The sequence below is a fragment of the Paenibacillus sp. FSL R7-0189 genome (assembly GCF_037969925.1).
GTDB classification, from domain to species: Bacteria; Bacillota; Bacilli; order Paenibacillales; family Paenibacillaceae; genus Paenibacillus_AQ; species Paenibacillus_AQ odorifer.
In genome coordinates, this window is record NZ_CP150223.1 from 4123714 (window position 1) to 4140336 (window position 16623).

General features: G+C 46.9%; 11 protein-coding genes. 10 read left to right on the top strand and 1 reads right to left on the bottom strand.

The annotated features are described in order from the left end of the window. Window positions 1–428 precede the first annotated feature (428 nt). Together ileS and MKY63_RS17890 are read left to right on the top strand one after the other, a co-directional pair. Complete coding sequence (gene ileS, locus MKY63_RS17885) at window positions 429–3521, top strand: isoleucine--tRNA ligase (protein WP_036683608.1); 3093 nt, start codon at window positions 429–431, stop codon at window positions 3519–3521. A 329-nt stretch (window positions 3522–3850) separates the two neighbouring features. Further along, window positions 3851–4147, top strand: a complete 297-nt coding sequence (locus MKY63_RS17890; RefSeq protein WP_051491300.1) for a DUF5665 domain-containing protein — start codon at window positions 3851–3853, stop codon at window positions 4145–4147. A 92-nt stretch (window positions 4148–4239) separates the two neighbouring features. On the opposite strand, the gene MKY63_RS17895 is transcribed toward MKY63_RS17890, so the two are convergent. After that, the gene (locus MKY63_RS17895) at window positions 4240–4962 is read right to left on the bottom strand and encodes a TraR/DksA C4-type zinc finger protein (protein ID WP_036683605.1); all 723 of its coding nucleotides are present in this window, start codon (window positions 4960–4962) and stop codon (window positions 4240–4242) included. A 246-nt stretch (window positions 4963–5208) separates the two neighbouring features. Between MKY63_RS17895 and lspA the strand changes: the two genes are divergently transcribed. The 8 genes from lspA to carB all read left to right on the top strand — a co-directional run bounded on the left by lspA (window position 5209) and on the right by carB (window position 16529). Then, a complete protein-coding gene (lspA, locus tag MKY63_RS17900) occupies window positions 5209–5721 on the top strand; it encodes a signal peptidase II (RefSeq protein WP_036683603.1) in 513 nt (170 codons plus the stop codon). Next, window positions 5714–6685: an RluA family pseudouridine synthase gene (locus tag MKY63_RS17905; protein WP_076275668.1), complete on the top strand. Its 972-nt coding sequence runs from the start codon at window positions 5714–5716 to the stop codon at window positions 6683–6685. Before lspA ends, MKY63_RS17905 begins: the two co-directional genes overlap by 8 nt. A 205-nt stretch (window positions 6686–6890) precedes the next feature. Continuing rightward, complete coding sequence (locus MKY63_RS17910) at window positions 6891–8144, top strand: LL-diaminopimelate aminotransferase (RefSeq protein WP_038572841.1); 1254 nt, start codon at window positions 6891–6893, stop codon at window positions 8142–8144. Between the two features lie 992 nt (window positions 8145–9136). After that, entirely contained in the window at window positions 9137–9700 is a 564-nt protein-coding gene (pyrR, locus tag MKY63_RS17915; protein ID WP_036683379.1) for a bifunctional pyr operon transcriptional regulator/uracil phosphoribosyltransferase PyrR, read from the top strand. Window positions 9701–9704: 4 nt separating this feature from the next. Next, complete coding sequence (locus MKY63_RS17920; protein WP_036683376.1) at window positions 9705–10610, top strand: aspartate carbamoyltransferase catalytic subunit; 906 nt, start codon at window positions 9705–9707, stop codon at window positions 10608–10610. Between the two features lie 109 nt (window positions 10611–10719). Continuing rightward, window positions 10720–12003, top strand: coding sequence for a dihydroorotase (locus tag MKY63_RS17925; protein WP_076275667.1), 1284 nt, complete (start codon window positions 10720–10722; stop codon window positions 12001–12003). A 115-nt stretch (window positions 12004–12118) separates the two neighbouring features. Continuing rightward, the gene (locus MKY63_RS17930; protein WP_076275666.1) at window positions 12119–13300 is read left to right on the top strand and encodes a glutamine-hydrolyzing carbamoyl-phosphate synthase small subunit; all 1182 of its coding nucleotides are present in this window, start codon (window positions 12119–12121) and stop codon (window positions 13298–13300) included. Between the two features lies 1 nt (window position 13301). Beyond that, the gene (gene carB, locus MKY63_RS17935) at window positions 13302–16529 is read left to right on the top strand and encodes a carbamoyl-phosphate synthase large subunit (RefSeq protein WP_036683372.1); all 3228 of its coding nucleotides are present in this window, start codon (window positions 13302–13304) and stop codon (window positions 16527–16529) included. Window positions 16530–16623 lie beyond the last annotated feature (94 nt).

Genomic DNA, 16623 nt, shown 5'->3' on the forward strand with positions numbered 1-16623 from the left:
GTGCGACCAGCTGCGCAAGGTCGCGTATGGCCCCGAGCGATTGCTGCCCTAACGGGATCGCGGCTCGGGTGCCAGGGCAAGAGCGGTGAGCGGCCAGCTGCGCAAGGTCACTCATTGGCGCCCCGAGCGATTGCTGCCCTGCGGGATCGCGGCTCGGGAGCCAGGGCAAGAGCGGTGAGCGACCAGCTGCGCAAGGTCGCTCATTGGCGCCCCGAGCGATTGCTGCCCTAACGGGATCGCGGCTCGGGAGCCAGGGCAAGAGCGGTGCGCGACCAGCTGCGCAAGGTCGCGAAATGGCGCCCCGAGCGATTGCTGCCCTACGGGATCGCAGCTCGGGTGCCAGGGCAAAGAAGTGGCAGCTGCTGCCAGGATCGCCCAAGGATCGAAAAGAGCTTTATAGACTAATCCATGAAAGGATTGACCATCACATGCAAAAAGTAGATGTCAGAGAAAAGGCGCGGGCAAGAGATGTCCGCATATTGAAGAAATGGAACGAAGAGAATACGTTCCGCAAGTCCATGGAGAACCGTGAGGGACGTCCAAACTATGTATTCTATGAAGGTCCGCCAACAGCAAACGGTGCGCCGCATATCGGACACGTGCTGGGACGGGTAATCAAGGATTTCATCGGTCGTTACCAGACAATGAAAGGTTACCGCGTAGTACGTAAAGCAGGCTGGGATACACACGGTCTGCCAGTAGAACTAGGCGTACAAAAGAAGCTTGGCATCTCCGGTAAACAAGAGATTGAGGAATATGGCGTAGAAAAATTCATCCAGGAATGTAAAGACAGCGTCTTCGGTTATGAGAAGCAATGGCGTGAATTTACAGAAGCGATTGGATACTGGACAGATCTAGATAATCCTTACGTAACCTTGGATAACACCTATATCGAAAGTGTATGGAACATCTTGGCTACAGTGCATGAGAACGGGTTGCTTTACCGCGGACACCGTGTTAGCCCGTATTGCCCGAGCTGCCAGACTACATTAAGCTCGCATGAAGTTGCCCAAGGCTACAAAACCGTTAAGGATCTCAGTGCAACTGCGAAGTTCAAGCTGGATGACAGCGGAGACTACGTATTGGCTTGGACGACAACACCTTGGACCTTGCCAGCCCATATGGCGCTAGCTATGAACCCGGACATGGATTATGTACGTGTGCAACAAGAAGATGGTGTGTACATCGTTGCTAAAAACTTGGTCGAAGAAGTAATGAAAGGCGAGCACACAGTCCTTTCTACACATAAAGGTTCCGAGTTTATCGGTAAAACTTACGCACCTCCATTCGGATATATTAAGGCAGAGAAAAGTAATGTTATCGTAGGTGCTTCTTTCGTTACAGATTCCAGTGGTACAGGGATCGTACACATGGCACCAGCACATGGTGAAGATGACTACAAGACTTGCCGTGAGAATGGCATCAGCTTCGTAAATGTGGTTGATAATTCCGGTAAGTATACGGATGTAGTTTCTGATTTTGCGGGACGTTTTGTTAAGGATTGCGATCTGGATATCATTAAGGTTTTGTCTGAAAAAGGATTGCTTTACGGTAAAGAGAAATACGAGCATAGCTATCCGTTCTGCTGGCGTTGTGATACACCACTTTTGTATTACGCAACAGACAGCTGGTTCATCAACACTACAGCGATCAAAGATCAGCTGATTGCTAACAACAACAGTGTGGCTTGGTACCCTGAGCATGTACGTGAAGGTCGTTTCGGGAAGTTCTTGGATGAACTGGTTGACTGGAATATCAGCCGTAACCGTTATTGGGGTACACCCCTCAACGTCTGGGTATGTCAAGAAACGGGCAAAGAGTTTGCACCACACAGCATTGAAGAGCTAAGAGCGATGGCGATTGGTGATGTTCCGGAAGATATCGAGCTGCATAAACCTTTCGTGGATAAGATCAAGCTGCGCAGTCCGTTTAGCGAAGGTGCAGAGATGGTTCGCACATCGGAAGTGATCGACGTATGGTTCGACAGTGGCTCAATGCCTTTTGCACAAAGCCATTATCCATTTGAGAACGAGGATAAGCTGAATGATCAGTACCCGGCAGATATGATCTGTGAAGGGATCGACCAGACCCGCGGATGGTTCTACAGCTTGCTTGCAGTATCCACCTTGTTTAAGGGTAAAGCTCCATATAAAGCAGTTATTGCTCACGGTCATATCCTCGATGAGAATGGTCAAAAAATGTCCAAATCCAAAGGCAATGTTATTGATCCTTGGGAAATCATGAACGATTACGGCACGGATGCATTCCGTTGGGCTATTTTGTCCGACAGTGCACCGTGGAATAATAAACGTTTCTCGCGTGGTCTTGTAGGTGAGACAAAATCTAAAGTAGTGGATACGCTGGTGAACACACATGCCTTCTTAACGCTTTATGCGGGCATCGATGGATACGACCCAGCCGATCATCCTTTTAAGGTATCAAAACATAAGCTGGACCGCTGGATCCTGTCCCGTCTGAACAGCTTGATTCTTTTGGTGGATAAAGGACTTGCGGTAAATGACTTCGTGAATACGTCTAGAGCGATTGAGAACTTTGTGGATGAGCTGAGCAACTGGTATATCCGTCGTTCCCGTGACCGCTTCTGGGGTAGTGGTCTAGGTGAAGATAAATTGGATGCTTACCGTACGTTGACTCATGTGCTTTTGGCGACAGCGACTTTGATGGCTCCATTTACACCGATGTTGTCCGAAGATATCTTCACGAACCTTGGCGGCGGAGAAAGTGTGCATTTGGCAGACTACCCGGTTGCTGACGAGAACTTGATCGATAAAGAGCTGGAAGAGGATATGGAAAGTGCAAGACAGATCGTTGAGCTGGCGCGTAACGTACGTAACGAAACAGGCATTAAGAATCGTCAACCGCTGTCCGAGCTGATCGTTTCGATGAACCGTGACTTCCATTTGTCTGAGTATGAAGAGATCATCAAAGACGAGATCAACATCAAGAACATCGTGCTGGAGAACAGTGACAGCGGATTTGTTGATTTCACACTCAAGCTGAATCTTAAGGTTGCCGGTAAAAAATACGGTAAAAACGTAGGCTTCCTGCAAGGCTTTCTGAAAGCTATGGATAGTGACTCTACCCGTAAAGCGGTGCAAGACGGCTCAATCGCGATTGCGACACCTGAAGGTGAAGAGCTTGTAATCACTTCTGAAGAGCTGCTTGTTGAAAAACAAGCCAAAGCAGGTTTCGCCGCAGCTTCCGGATATGGAGTTACGGTTGCGCTCAATACCGAAATCACGCCTGAGCTTGAACAAGAAGGCTGGGTTCGTGAGATCATTCGTGCGGTTCAAGATTACCGTAAACGTCTGGATCTGCCGATCGAGAAACGGATCGCACTCACTTTGAAGTTAGACGATGAGCTAAAAGCAGCTGTTACAGCATTTGACAATGTACTGCGAGACAATGTACTTGTGACTACGGTTGATTTTGATGGAGAACATGCTTTTGAGACGGTAGAAGTCGGTGATAAATCCATCGGTATCCATATCGAAGCATAATTCTGCATTACCTGTCCCAAAACAGCATATACTAGCGGCATAAGTGTAAACGGAGATCTTCCGTTTATGCGGGAAATATAGTCTTTATATTTCGGCGCAAAACTAACGAGTCCCGAGCTTAAGGAGATGAATTCTCTTTGGCCGGGCTCGTTTACTTTGTAGCGAAGGAAAGACATAGGAGAGGAGCCGTAGCTGTGGAGGGAAACAAGAGGAGAATCTCCATTAAGACATCCGGCAATAAGAATAACCCAGACAAGGAAAAGGAGAATAAGGCTTTTCCTGAAGTTAATCCTGAGTATCTAACAGCAGATCCGCGTAATCCCGAGGATATTCCGCTGGAAGAAAAAATGAATACGATGTACCGATTGACCTTTGAGTGGGCTCATATTTTGGAAAAATCCCGAATTTATCAATATACGGATCTGCTATATTCACCTTGGCGGTTGATTTGGAGAAATATTTTATTTGGAGCAGCTCGGGGAGTTGGGATCGCACTGGGTTTTACTTTTTTTGCGGCAACGATTATTTACATCCTTCAGGGACTAGGCGCGCTCAATCTACCGATCATTGGGGATTATATTGCGGATATTGTGCGGATCGTACAGCGTCAGCTAGAATTCAAATAGCCATCGAAACGTTAAGATTAAAAACAGCGAACCATTCCTTAAAACTGGAACAGTACGCCGTTTAAATGATTTTGTGTATGGGACATCTGTGTTTAGTCTTCCTCGAGAGGATCAAGACTATGGGTTGCCTCGTCACTGTCCAAATAACGCTGGTAGCTCCGTCCCGGCACTACAATCAGATTGTTGCCCGTGATATCAGTGGCGATAAAGTTCTCCCAAGGCTCTACGCAGCCTTCCAGCTCATCGGCTTCAATCTCCATATCATTATAAGAATCAATATTGTTGCCCTCCGCCATGGCGGGAGAATTCGAGGTACCCCAGCTTTCAACAATCTGCCAGGCATCCTCGCCGTCAAAACCGTTTTGATCGTCGCGCTCATCCAGACTGGTGCGTCCGAAAGGTGGAGATAACAGCTCCTCTTCCACTGGACGAGTGAAAGGTGCGTTTTGCCGCGGGTTGTGCTCTTTACAATAAAGTGTGGAAGGGATGGCAGATAAACGTTCAAAAGGGATCGGCTCACCACTAGCCTTGCATATCCCATAAGTGCCATTATCCATAGCGGATAAAGCAGCTTCAATATCGTCCAGCTCATGCTCGTCCCGTTCTAACAGTGAAATGTCCATGGAGCGATTATACAAATCGGTGGCTGCATCTCCTGGATGGTTGTCATTCTCGGAAAGTTCTCCGGAACCATCCCGCATGGATTCATCTAAGCCGTAATGCTCATTATTCTGAAGCCTGCGCTGAATCGTATCCCGATCTTTTTCCAATCGTGCACGTAGCTCTGAGAGCTGCTGTACTGTCAGGTGCGTCATAATGAGAAAGCTCCTTTCTGTACCTTTTATAAGAATCATTCCGACTTGCCGGATAACACCGGATGGTTCTTCTGTTAGGTTGACCGGAGAGCAGGGATTTTACCGCTGGAAAATAGTCCCCAAGATTGAACTTAGCGGATGTCCCGCAATAGACGATTCTTTAAGGGCTGTGCTACAATATACAAGTCTTTAAACAGTATTCGTACCGCATTTAGCGGGAAAAATAAGAACGGAGTGACAACTTCTGTGGTGTACTATTTGATTGCTCTTATTGTATTTTTGGTGGATCAAGGGACAAAGTATCTCATTGCTACACGTCTGGAGATCGGAGAACAGATTTCTGTTATCGGAGATTTTTTCCTGATTACCTCTCATCGCAATCGCGGGGCTGCTTTTGGGATTCTCGAAGGTCAGCAATGGTTCTTCTTTCTAGTTACGGTTGTAGTGGTTAGTGGTATCGTTTGGTATTTGAACAAGACTAGACACTCGCGGAAGCTGTTATCTGTTGCCCTAGGGCTTGTACTGGGTGGAGCTATCGGTAACTTCCTGGACCGGATAATCAATGGTGAGGTTGTTGATTTCCTTCTGTTCAATTTTGGGAGCTATAGCTTCCCGATTTTTAATGTGGCGGATTCTTGTATCGTCATTGGGGTTGGATTGATTCTTCTGGATTCTTTTCGTGACCTTAAAAACGGCGAAGAAATTACAGAAATAAAAGAAGTAAAAGAAGCAAAGGAAGTAAGAGAAGGGAATGAATGATTTGAATAAAGACGTCAATCACCAAGCGGCATCTACGAGCGAAGAAGAGAGGGACGTCACGGAATGGACCGTTTCGGCAGAGAACGCGCGGGAGCGAATCGATAAATATATTACGGAATCATGGGAAGAAGAAATTTCCCGTTCTCAGGTGCAGCTGTGGATCAGCGGCGGTAACGTTACGGTTAATGGCAAGCCAGTGAAAGCCAACTATAAGCTATCGGAAGGCGACGTGGTTAGCGTCGTTGTCCCTGAAGCAGAAGTAACGGATTTGATCGCGGAGAACATTCCTCTTGAAGTTGTATATGAAGACAGCGATGTCATTGTGATTAATAAACCCCGGGGCATGGTTGTGCACCCAGCTGCGGGACATCCGGCAGGCACCTTGGTAAATGCGCTGATGTATCACTGTAAGGATCTGTCCGGCATTAACGGTGAGATTCGTCCAGGCATTGTACATCGGATCGATAAGGATACCTCTGGTCTTATCATGGTGGCTAAGAATGATGCCAGTCATGCCTCACTTGCCGCACAGCTTAAAGAGCATAGTGTTACGCGCCGATATATTGCAGTCGTACACGGCAACTTGTCGCATGATAAGGGCACTGTTGACGCACCGATTGGCAGAGATCCACATGATCGCAAGCTATACACAGTAACCGAAAAGAACAGCAAAAAATCCGTGACCCATTTTACAGTAATGGAACGCTTCGGAGATTGTACACTGCTGGAGCTGCAGCTGGAGACTGGCCGCACGCATCAGATCAGGGTACATATGAAGTTCATTGGCCATCCACTTGTAGGCGATCCGATATATGGACGCAGCAAGGGCACTACGATGAATGGACAAGCGTTGCATGCGGCGGTGCTCGGATTTATTCATCCTACCACAGGTGAATATAAAGAATTCAGCAGACCTATTCCGGAGGACATGGAAGAAGTCCTGTTCACACTACGCAGCAGATAAGTACAAATGAAGTGATAATTAGTCTATGGTATTGAACACTACTTTACGGCATATTTAAAAACATAAGGATAAAGAAAGGGTAATGCCTTATTCTTTATCCTTATTTTTATAATGAAACGGATATCCGGAAACATACGCCATCCAAGGGACGGCGAAGCCGTTTCTTTTAAAAGTAGAATAGATATTCAGGAGATGAGATGACAGTATGAGTATTGAACAATACCAAGATAGCTTCATTCAGACTAATTTTGCAGACCGCATCGGCGGTGCCGATTATGGCAAAGACACTTCGATTTATAAATTCGAGAAAATCAAACGTGCTAAAGCATCCGCAAAACAGGATTTTCCAAACATTGAACTAATTGATATGGGCGTAGGCGAGCCGGATGAGATGGCTGATGCGGGTATCGTAGCTAAGCTTGCTGAAGAAGCAGCGAAGGAAGAAAACCGCGGATATGCGGACAACGGAATTGCCGAATTCAAGACTGCTGCTGCTGAATATTTGCGGGAAGTTTTCCGGGTGGAAGGTATTGATCCAGATACGGAGGTAGTTCACTCCATCGGATCGAAGCCTGCGCTGGCTATGTTGCCATCTTGTTTCATCAATCCAGGTGATATCACGATTATGACCGTGCCGGGTTATCCAGTCTTGGGTACACATACTAAATATTTGGGTGGACAAGTATTTACGGTGGAGCTGAAGAAGGAGAACAAATTTCTTCCAGATCTGAATGAAATTCCGGAAGACATTGCTCGTAAAGCTAAGCTTCTTTATCTAAACTATCCAAACAATCCAACGGGTGCTAGTGCCACTCCTGAGTTTTTTGCTGAGGTCGTTGCATGGGCGAAAAAATACGATGTAGTGGTTATTCATGATGCTCCTTATGCTGCCTTGACCTATGACGGTTTGAAGCCACTTAGCTTCCTCTCCGTACCAGGTGCAAAGGATGTGGGTGTAGAGCTGCATTCTCTTTCTAAGTCTTACAATATGACGGGCTGGAGAATTGGTTTTGTGGCTGGCAATCCGCTAGTGGTTAAAGCTTTCAGCGATGTGAAGGATAATAACGATTCCGGCCAATTTATCGCGATTCAAAAAGCAGCGGCTTATGGTCTTGCTCATCCGGAGATTACTGAAGCGATTGCGGATAAATACTCCCGTCGTCACAACCTGCTGGTTGATGCACTGAACAGCCTCGGCTTTAAAGCTGAGAAGCCAAAAGGTTCCTTCTTCCTGTATGTCGCTGCACCTAAGGGAATCAAAGACGGCCGTCGCTTTGAATCCGGTGAAGATTTCTCCCAATTCCTGATTCGTGAGAAGCTGATCTCCACTGTGCCTTGGGATGATGCAGGTCCGTTTGTTCGTTTCTCCGTTACCTTTATTGCTAAAGGTGAAGAGGAAGAGAGACGTGTCATCTCTGAAATTCAAAGACGTCTTAGCGATGTGGAATTTGAGTTTTAAGCATTGTTATTGAAATTAATGAGGCTGTCCGAAAAGTAGTGAATTCTACTTTGGGGCAGCTTCTTTTTTATGGAATAGGAAATGTGGATGTTGCTGTGCCTTATGACTATAAGCCGCGTGTCGTGTTCTGTACTATTGGGGTGGGTGGTGGATGAATGGCTGTGTGTGATTTTCGTACAGCTTGCAGTAGATGATTTGTGGTAGCTGTGACGGTGGAATTTGTGCAGTGGACTTGTGTGGCGGACTTGTGTGGTGGACTTGTGTGGTGAGCTATATGCGTTCTGTGTTTGTGCGAAGTAAAGAGTGGGTTATAAACTAATTAGGGAAAAACTCCCTGAAATTAGCCGATATTCGCTCTGAATTTACGAAACCAGGGAAAAACTCCCTAATAATCAGGGGGTTTTCTATATTAATCACTGAATCGGCCAACAATTAGGGAAGTTTTCCCTAATTACAAGTCTGATGAACAGAAATCACTGACTTTCAGGGAGAAATTCCCTAATTACTATATAAGAACCTCACCAATTGCATCATTTTCAGCATTACTAGGTGCGCCTCTTGAACCATTTGGACATCAAGTAGTGTTAAGAACATAAACGAGGCTGTCCAAAAAGCGATGAAACGGCTATTTGGGTTCAGCCTCGTTTTTTATGCAGATATACTGAGTACCGCTTTCCCCTTGTTGTTAATAGAAGTAAGGAAGAGAAGTGCAAAAGTTTAGGCAGAGAAAGTTGACATGAGGGGGTTGTTCTGTCATAATTCTTGTTAAATGAATAGCGCCTTTAATTCAGTCCTGTGAGGCTGGCAAGGTAACGTGAATCGAGGTTCGCGACTCTTAGAAAGGTATCCGTGTGTAAATACGGAACTGTCTTTTTATGCGCGCGGCCGTCATCTTCCTCATCTGCGGATTTCACTCCTTGCCTGTTATAGGCAAGGAGTTTTTTGATTTCCGGGAACTTGAATAGGCGAACAAGCTGGAGGGTGACAAGATTATGGTTACTGAGAAAAATGTCATTATGGATGAAACGGCGATCCGCCGGGCCTTATCGCGTATTGCTCATGAGATTTTGGAGAAGAACAAAGGTATCGAAAATTGTCTGCTGGTCGGCATTCGGACACGAGGTGTGTATCTGGCACAGCGTATCGCTGAGCGCATCAAGGAGATTGAAGGCGTCGAGATTCCATACGGTGAGCTGGATATCACACATTACCGGGATGATCGTGAAGTGGAAGGCAGTGAAGCAGTAGTGAAGAGTAACGTCGTTATTACTTCAGGAAGTGCTGGCATCCATGATCAGAAAGTCATTTTGTTCGATGATGTACTTTACACCGGACGCACCATCCGCGCGGCGATGGACGCTTTGATGGATTGCGGACGCCCACGAATGATTCAACTGGCAGTACTGGCTGACCGCGGACACCGCGAGCTGCCGATCCGGCCGGACTACATCGGTAAGAATGTACCTACCTCAAAGCACGAGCAGATTGAAGTGGCGCTGAAGGAATACGACGGCAAAGATGAGGTCTACATTATTTCAAACCGGGAGGAACGATAACATCATGACACTTACCAAGGTAAAGGAACGTAGTCTGCTGGGAATCAAAGAGCTTGACCGGTCGGAAATTATCCAACTGCTTGACAGAACAGCATTTTGGGACAATCAAAGTGAAAAGCTGACGCCCATCTTGAACTCCCATTTTATTTCTAACATGTTTTTTGAGAACAGCACACGCACACGCTTCTCTTTCGAGATGGCAGAGAAACGACTAGGTGCGCAAGTACTTAATTTTACGGCTGCAGCTTCTAGTGTAGAAAAAGGGGAGTCGATCTACGATACAGTGCGCACACTGGAATCGATGGGGATCGATGCCGGAGTTGTGCGTTTGAAGCCTGCAGGTGTGCTGCAGCAGTTAGCTGAGAAGGTGTCCATACCGCTTATCAATGCGGGCGACGGTAACAATGAACATCCTACGCAGGCGCTGCTTGATTTATACACCATGACCAAAACCTTTGGGGAACTAAAAGGCCTGACAGTCTCCATCATTGGGGACATTATGCATAGCCGCGTAGCGCGTTCTAATCTCTGGGGGCTTACGAAAATGGGAGCCAAGGTGCAGTTCTGCGCACCGGATAATATGAAGGCTCCTGAGCTTATGGAGTATGCGCCTTACGTAACTATGGAAGAAGCTCTTAAAGCGGATGTAGTAATGATGCTTCGAGTACAGCTTGAGCGCCATACTTCCGGCATTAAGCTGTCTGCTGAAGATTACCGTAGCCACTATGGTCTAACAGAAGAGCGGGCAGCTAAGCTCGCCAAAGACACAATCATTATGCATCCAGCTCCGGTTAACCGGAATCTAGAGATTGATGATGCAGTAGTAGAGTGCAGTCAATCGCGGATTTTCCCGCAAATGTCTAATGGCGTACCGGTCCGGATGGCGGTTCTCGAAAGAGCTTTACTATAAGCTTACAGAATGCTAACGTATAGAGACTAATAAATATACACAAAGATGAATTTTTATTATATAATAACGAGAGGGCCCGCAGCTGTGATCTGAGGGTAAAGGTAGAATCATGACAGTGATTATTAGAAACGCCAGCGTATTGAATAAGGAAGGCTTGCTTGAGCGCAAACACATCGAACTACAGGATGGTGTGATCTCGGCTATAATCGACGGAAATGAAGCTATCGGAGAAGCCACGGAGATCATTGATGCTGAAGGTAAGCTGCTTATTCCGGGACTCATTGATATGCATGTGCACTTGCGTGAACCGGGATTTGAACACAAGGAAACAGTGGAAACCGGAAGTCGCTCAGCTGCTAAAGGCGGATTTACAACCATTGCATGTATGCCAAATACTCGTCCGGTGACAGATAGCCCGGAGATCGTGCAATTTGTGAAAGACAAGGCGCGTGAAGCAGGACTAGTTAAAGTGCTTCCTTATGCAGCCATTACGAAAAATGAGCTCGGACGTGAGTTGACGGATTTTGCGGCGCTCAAAGAAGCTGGAGCTATTGGTTATACAGACGACGGTGTGGGCGTACAAAGTGCTCAAATGATGAAAGATGCAATGAACATCGCAGCATCGCTCGATATGCCAGTCATTGCTCACTGCGAAGATAACTCGCTGGTTGAGGGCTGCTGTGTAGCTGAAGGTGAGTTCGCTAAGAAGCATGGCCTCAAAGGAATTCCGAATGAGTCAGAAGCGATCCATGTTGGACGCGATATTTTGCTGGCAGAAGCGACAGGCGTTCATTACCATGTATGCCATGTCAGTACTGAACAGTCGGTGCGGCTGATTCGCCAAGCAAAAGAGATCGGTATTAAAGTAACTGCTGAGGTATGTCCGCATCACTTGCTTCTTGCTGAAGACGATATTCCAGGCCTGGATGCCAATTGGAAAATGAACCCGCCGCTGCGCTCCCGCCGCGATGTTGAGGCGTGTATCGAAGGGTTGCTTGATGGCACACTAGATATGATTGTTACAGATCATGCGCCACATAGTGAGGAAGAGAAAGCAAAAGGAATGCAGCTGGCACCTTTTGGTATCGTTGGATTCGAGACAGCTTTCCCACTCTTATACACAGCGTTTGTAGAAACCGGAAAATGGGATTTATCCTTACTAGTACAAAGAATGACTGCCGATCCTGCACGGGTATTCAGATTGAACACCGGGGTTATGGAGATCGGAGCTCCTGCAGATTTGACACTGATCGATCTGGAGCAGGAAAAAGAAGTAGACCCAAGTTCCTTCGCAAGCAAAGGACGTAACACTCCTTTTGGCGGCTGGAAGCTTAAGGGTTGGCCGGTAAAAACTTGGGTGGACGGCAAAGCCGTATGGACTGAGAAAAACTAGCGGACTGGTGAGGCGAAATTGCTGATCTTTGCGGATCAGCAATTTGAGCGCGTACACTCCGGAAGGCATGCAAGGCATACGTATTAGACTACAGAACATGAAGGAGTGGAAGGGAATGCAGGCGAGATTGCTGCTTCAAGACGGAACTTTATTTACAGGTACCGCATTTGGCGCTGAAGGTGAAAAGACAGGCGAGGTTGTTTTTAACACAGGAATTACAGGATATCAAGAGGTGCTGTCTGACCCTTCATATTGCGGGCAAATCGTTACCATGACGTACCCATTGATCGGGAACTACGGGATTACGCGGGATGATTTCGAATCTGTTCGACCTTTCGTACACGGTTTTGTAGTGCGTCGTCATGAAGAAGTTCCAAGTAACTGGCGCGCAGAATACAGTGTGGACGACCTGCTGAAAGAATATGATATTCCTGGAATCAGCGAGATTGATACCCGGATGTTGACGCGGATTATTCGCCACTACGGAACAATGAAGGCGATTCTGACTACCTCTAATAAACGTGTAGAGGAATTGATGGAAATGATGGGCGACACTTCAATTGAAGAACTGCGCAATCAGGTAGCACGCACATCTACTCCAAGCATGTACAATAGCCCAGGAACTAAAGAACGCATCGTGCTGGTAGATTACGGAGCGAAGGCTGGTATCTTACGCGAGTTGAACAATCGCGGTTGTGATGTTGTAGTTGTACCTCATGACGTAACTGCTGATGAGATTCGTCGCCTCAATCCAGATGGTATCCAGCTGTCCAACGGCCCTGGGGACCCGAAAGACGTTCCACACGCAGTGAAGGCGATCTCAGAATTGCTTGGTGAATACCCAATCTTCGGTATCTGCTTAGGTCACCAGCTGTTTGCACTGGCTTGTGGCGCGGATACAGAGAAGCTGAAATTCGGACACCGTGGCGGTAACCATCCGGTTAAAGAATTGGAGAGCGGACGTTGCTTCATTACTTCTCAGAACCATGGCTACACAGTGAATGAAGACTCTGTGAAGAGCACGGATCTAGAGGTTACTCACATTAATAATAATGATAAGACCGTTGAAGGACTTAAACATACCCGTTATCCTGCGTTTTCAGTACAGTACCATCCAGAAGCAGCACCGGGACCTCATGACAGCAGCTACTTATTCGATCGTTTCTTACAGATGATCGCTGATCATAAAGCTAACACACCTGTAAGCTCGCGCCAGGCGCAGCTTGCGGCAAACGCCAGAATCACGGCGCCAAAACCTACAGTAAAACAGCTTGAAGCCGTGAAAGGAGCTCTATAACATGCCTAAGAATGAAAAGCTTAAAAAAATATTAGTAATCGGTTCTGGACCGATTGTTATCGGGCAAGCCGCAGAATTTGACTATGCCGGAACGCAGGCCTGTCAGGCCCTGAAAGAAGAAGGCGTCGAAGTTGTGCTGATCAACAGTAACCCAGCGACTATCATGACTGACACCAATATGGCTGATAAAGTTTATATCGAGCCGATTACCCTTGAATTCGTAACTGGCATCATCCGTCAGGAGCGCCCAGATGGCTTGTTGCCAACTTTGGGAGGACAGACAGGTCTTAATATGGCTGTAGAATTGGCTCGTGCAGGAGTACTAGAGCAAGAGAATGTTAAGCTTCTAGGTACCCAGCTTGAGTCCATCGAAAAAGCAGAGGATCGCGATTTGTTCCGTGATCTGATGCGCGAACTGGAACAGCCTGTACCAGAGAGCACTATTATTACCACAGTAGATGAAGCGATGAAATTCGCTGAGGAAATTGGTTTCCCTCTAATTGTACGCCCGGCCTATACGCTTGGCGGCACCGGCGGCGGGATCTGCGACAACGAAGAAGAGCTGCTTGAGACTGTCAAAGCAGGTATTCGTTATAGCCCGATCGGACAATGTTTGGTGGAGAAAAGTATTGCCGGCATGAAGGAAGTTGAATACGAGGTTATGCGTGATGCGAACGACAACTGTATCGTTGTCTGCAACATGGAGAACTTCGACCCGGTAGGTGTGCATACAGGTGACAGTATCGTTGTGGCACCTAGCCAAACGTTATCCGATCGTGAATATCAAATGCTGCGCAGCGCTTCACTCAAAATCATTCGTGCGCTGAATATCGAGGGTGGCTGCAACGTGCAGTTCGCACTGGATCCGCAAAGCTATCAATATTATGTAATCGAAGTAAATCCACGTGTCAGCCGCTCTTCGGCTTTGGCTTCGAAAGCAACCGGTTATCCGATTGCCAAAATGGCTGCCAAAATCGCGCTTGGTTACACACTTGATGAAATCGTCAATCCAGTTACTGGACAGACCTATGCTTGCTTCGAGCCTACACTTGACTATATCGTAAGCAAAATCCCACGCTGGCCGTTCGACAAGTTCATTCATGCGAACCGTAAGCTGGGCACACAAATGAAAGCAACTGGAGAAGTTATGGCCATCGGTCGTACCTTCGAAGAGTCCATTCATAAAGCAATTCGTTCCCTGGAAATCGGTGTACACCGTTTCCGCCTGCCGGGCGCTGAAGATTTGGAAGAAAGCGTCCTGCGTGAACGTCTGGCAAAACCTGATGATGAGCGGTTGTTCTTGATCGCGGAAGCCTTCCGCCGCGGATTTGGCTTGCAAGAGATTCAAGATATCACTAACGTGGACTGGTGGTTCCTGTCCAAGATCGAGGGATTGATCAACTTTGAAGAGGTTATCCGTGGGGATGAAAGCTTATCAGCAGAAACCCTGTATCAAGCTAAACGCAGAGGTTTTACAGACCGTGCGATTGCTGAGATTCGTGCAGAAGGACAAGCGAACGTTAAATTCATCAAAGAAGCTGATGTACGCGCGCTTCGTTTAGAGCGAGGATTAACGCCTGTATTCAAAATGGTAGATACCTGTGCGGCTGAGTTCGAAGCTTCTACACCTTACTACTACTCTACTTATGAGACTGAAAATGAAGTCATTCATTCCGATAAACAAAAGGTTATCGTACTTGGATCGGGTCCAATCCGGATCGGTCAAGGGATTGAGTTCGATTACTCCACTGTGCATGCAGTGTGGGCGATTCAGAAGGCAGGTTATGAAGCGGTTATTATCAATAATAACCCTGAGACTGTATCTACGGACTTTAATACTTCGGACCGGTTGTATTTTGAACCCTTATTCTTTGAAGATGTAATGAACGTAATTGCGCAAGAGAATCCGATTGGAGTTATCGTACAATTCGGAGGCCAAACAGCCATTAACCTTGCTGCACCATTAAGTGCGGCTGGCGTTAAGATTCTCGGAACTAGCCTAGACAGTATTGACGAAGCTGAAGACCGGAAGAAATTCGAAGCTTTGCTGGCTCGTCTGGATATTGCCCAACCAAAAGGTAAGACGGTTATCAACGTAGATCAAGCAGTAGAAACTGCACAATCGCTTGGATATCCGGTGCTGGTACGTCCTTCCTATGTACTTGGTGGACGCGCAATGGAAATTGTATATAATGATGCGGAATTGCTTAGCTACATGGTAGAAGCGGTTAAGGTGAATCCGGAGCATCCGGTATTGATTGACCGTTACATGTTAGGTAAAGAGGTTGAGGTAGACGCAATTTGTGACGGTGAGACGGTAGTTATTCCAGGGATCATGGAGCATGTTGAGCGTGCAGGCGTTCACTCCGGTGACTCCATCGCTGTATATCCTCCGCAGTATCTGGATGAAGGTCTGAAAGCAAAAATTGCTGAGATCACAATCAAGATTGCTAAGGAACTGAAAACGATTGGTCTGGTCAACATCCAGTTCGTCATCTATCAGAATGAAGTGTACGTAATTGAAGTAAATCCGCGTTCATCGCGTACGGTTCCATTCTTGAGTAAAGTAACTGGAATTCCAATGGCGCATCTGGCAACCAAAATCATTCTCGGCGGCAAGCTGAAAGATGATGGTTATACAGAAGGTCTATGGCCGGAAAGTGATTATGTATCGGTTAAAGTGCCGGTGTTCTCTTTTGCCAAGCTGCGTAGAGTGGAACCAACACTCGGACCTGAAATGAAATCGACGGGTGAGGTTATGGGCCGCGATAAATTATATGCAAAAGCTTTGTATAAAGGTCTAATCGGAGCAGGAATGAAAATTCCAGCAACTGGCGCTATCATCGTTACAGTGGCAGATAAAGATAAAGCAGAAGCTGTGGAGCTTATGAAAGGCTTCCACTCGCTGGGTTACAAGATCATTGCTACCGGAGGCACCGCTCAAGCGCTTGAAGAAGCAGGTCTCAACGTAATGAACGTGAACAAGCTGGATGAAGGTGCACCGAACATTCTCGACTTGATTCGTGGTGGGCAAGCCAACTTCGTCTTTAATACACTGACTAAAGGGAAAACACCAGAGCGTGATGGATTCCGTATCCGTCGTGAAGCGGTTGAGAATGGCGTCGTATGTATGACATCACTCGATACAGTAACGGCACTGCTCAGAATGCTGCAGACGATCAACTTCTCGTCACAGTCCATGCCTGCTTTTGTCGGACAATTAAACTAATCTCATAAAGATGCATAGGGCGGTTTGCGTTTACGCAGACCGTTCCGCTATGCCTAGGGGCTAATAAATGAAGAGTGTGGATTTAAGTCTGCAC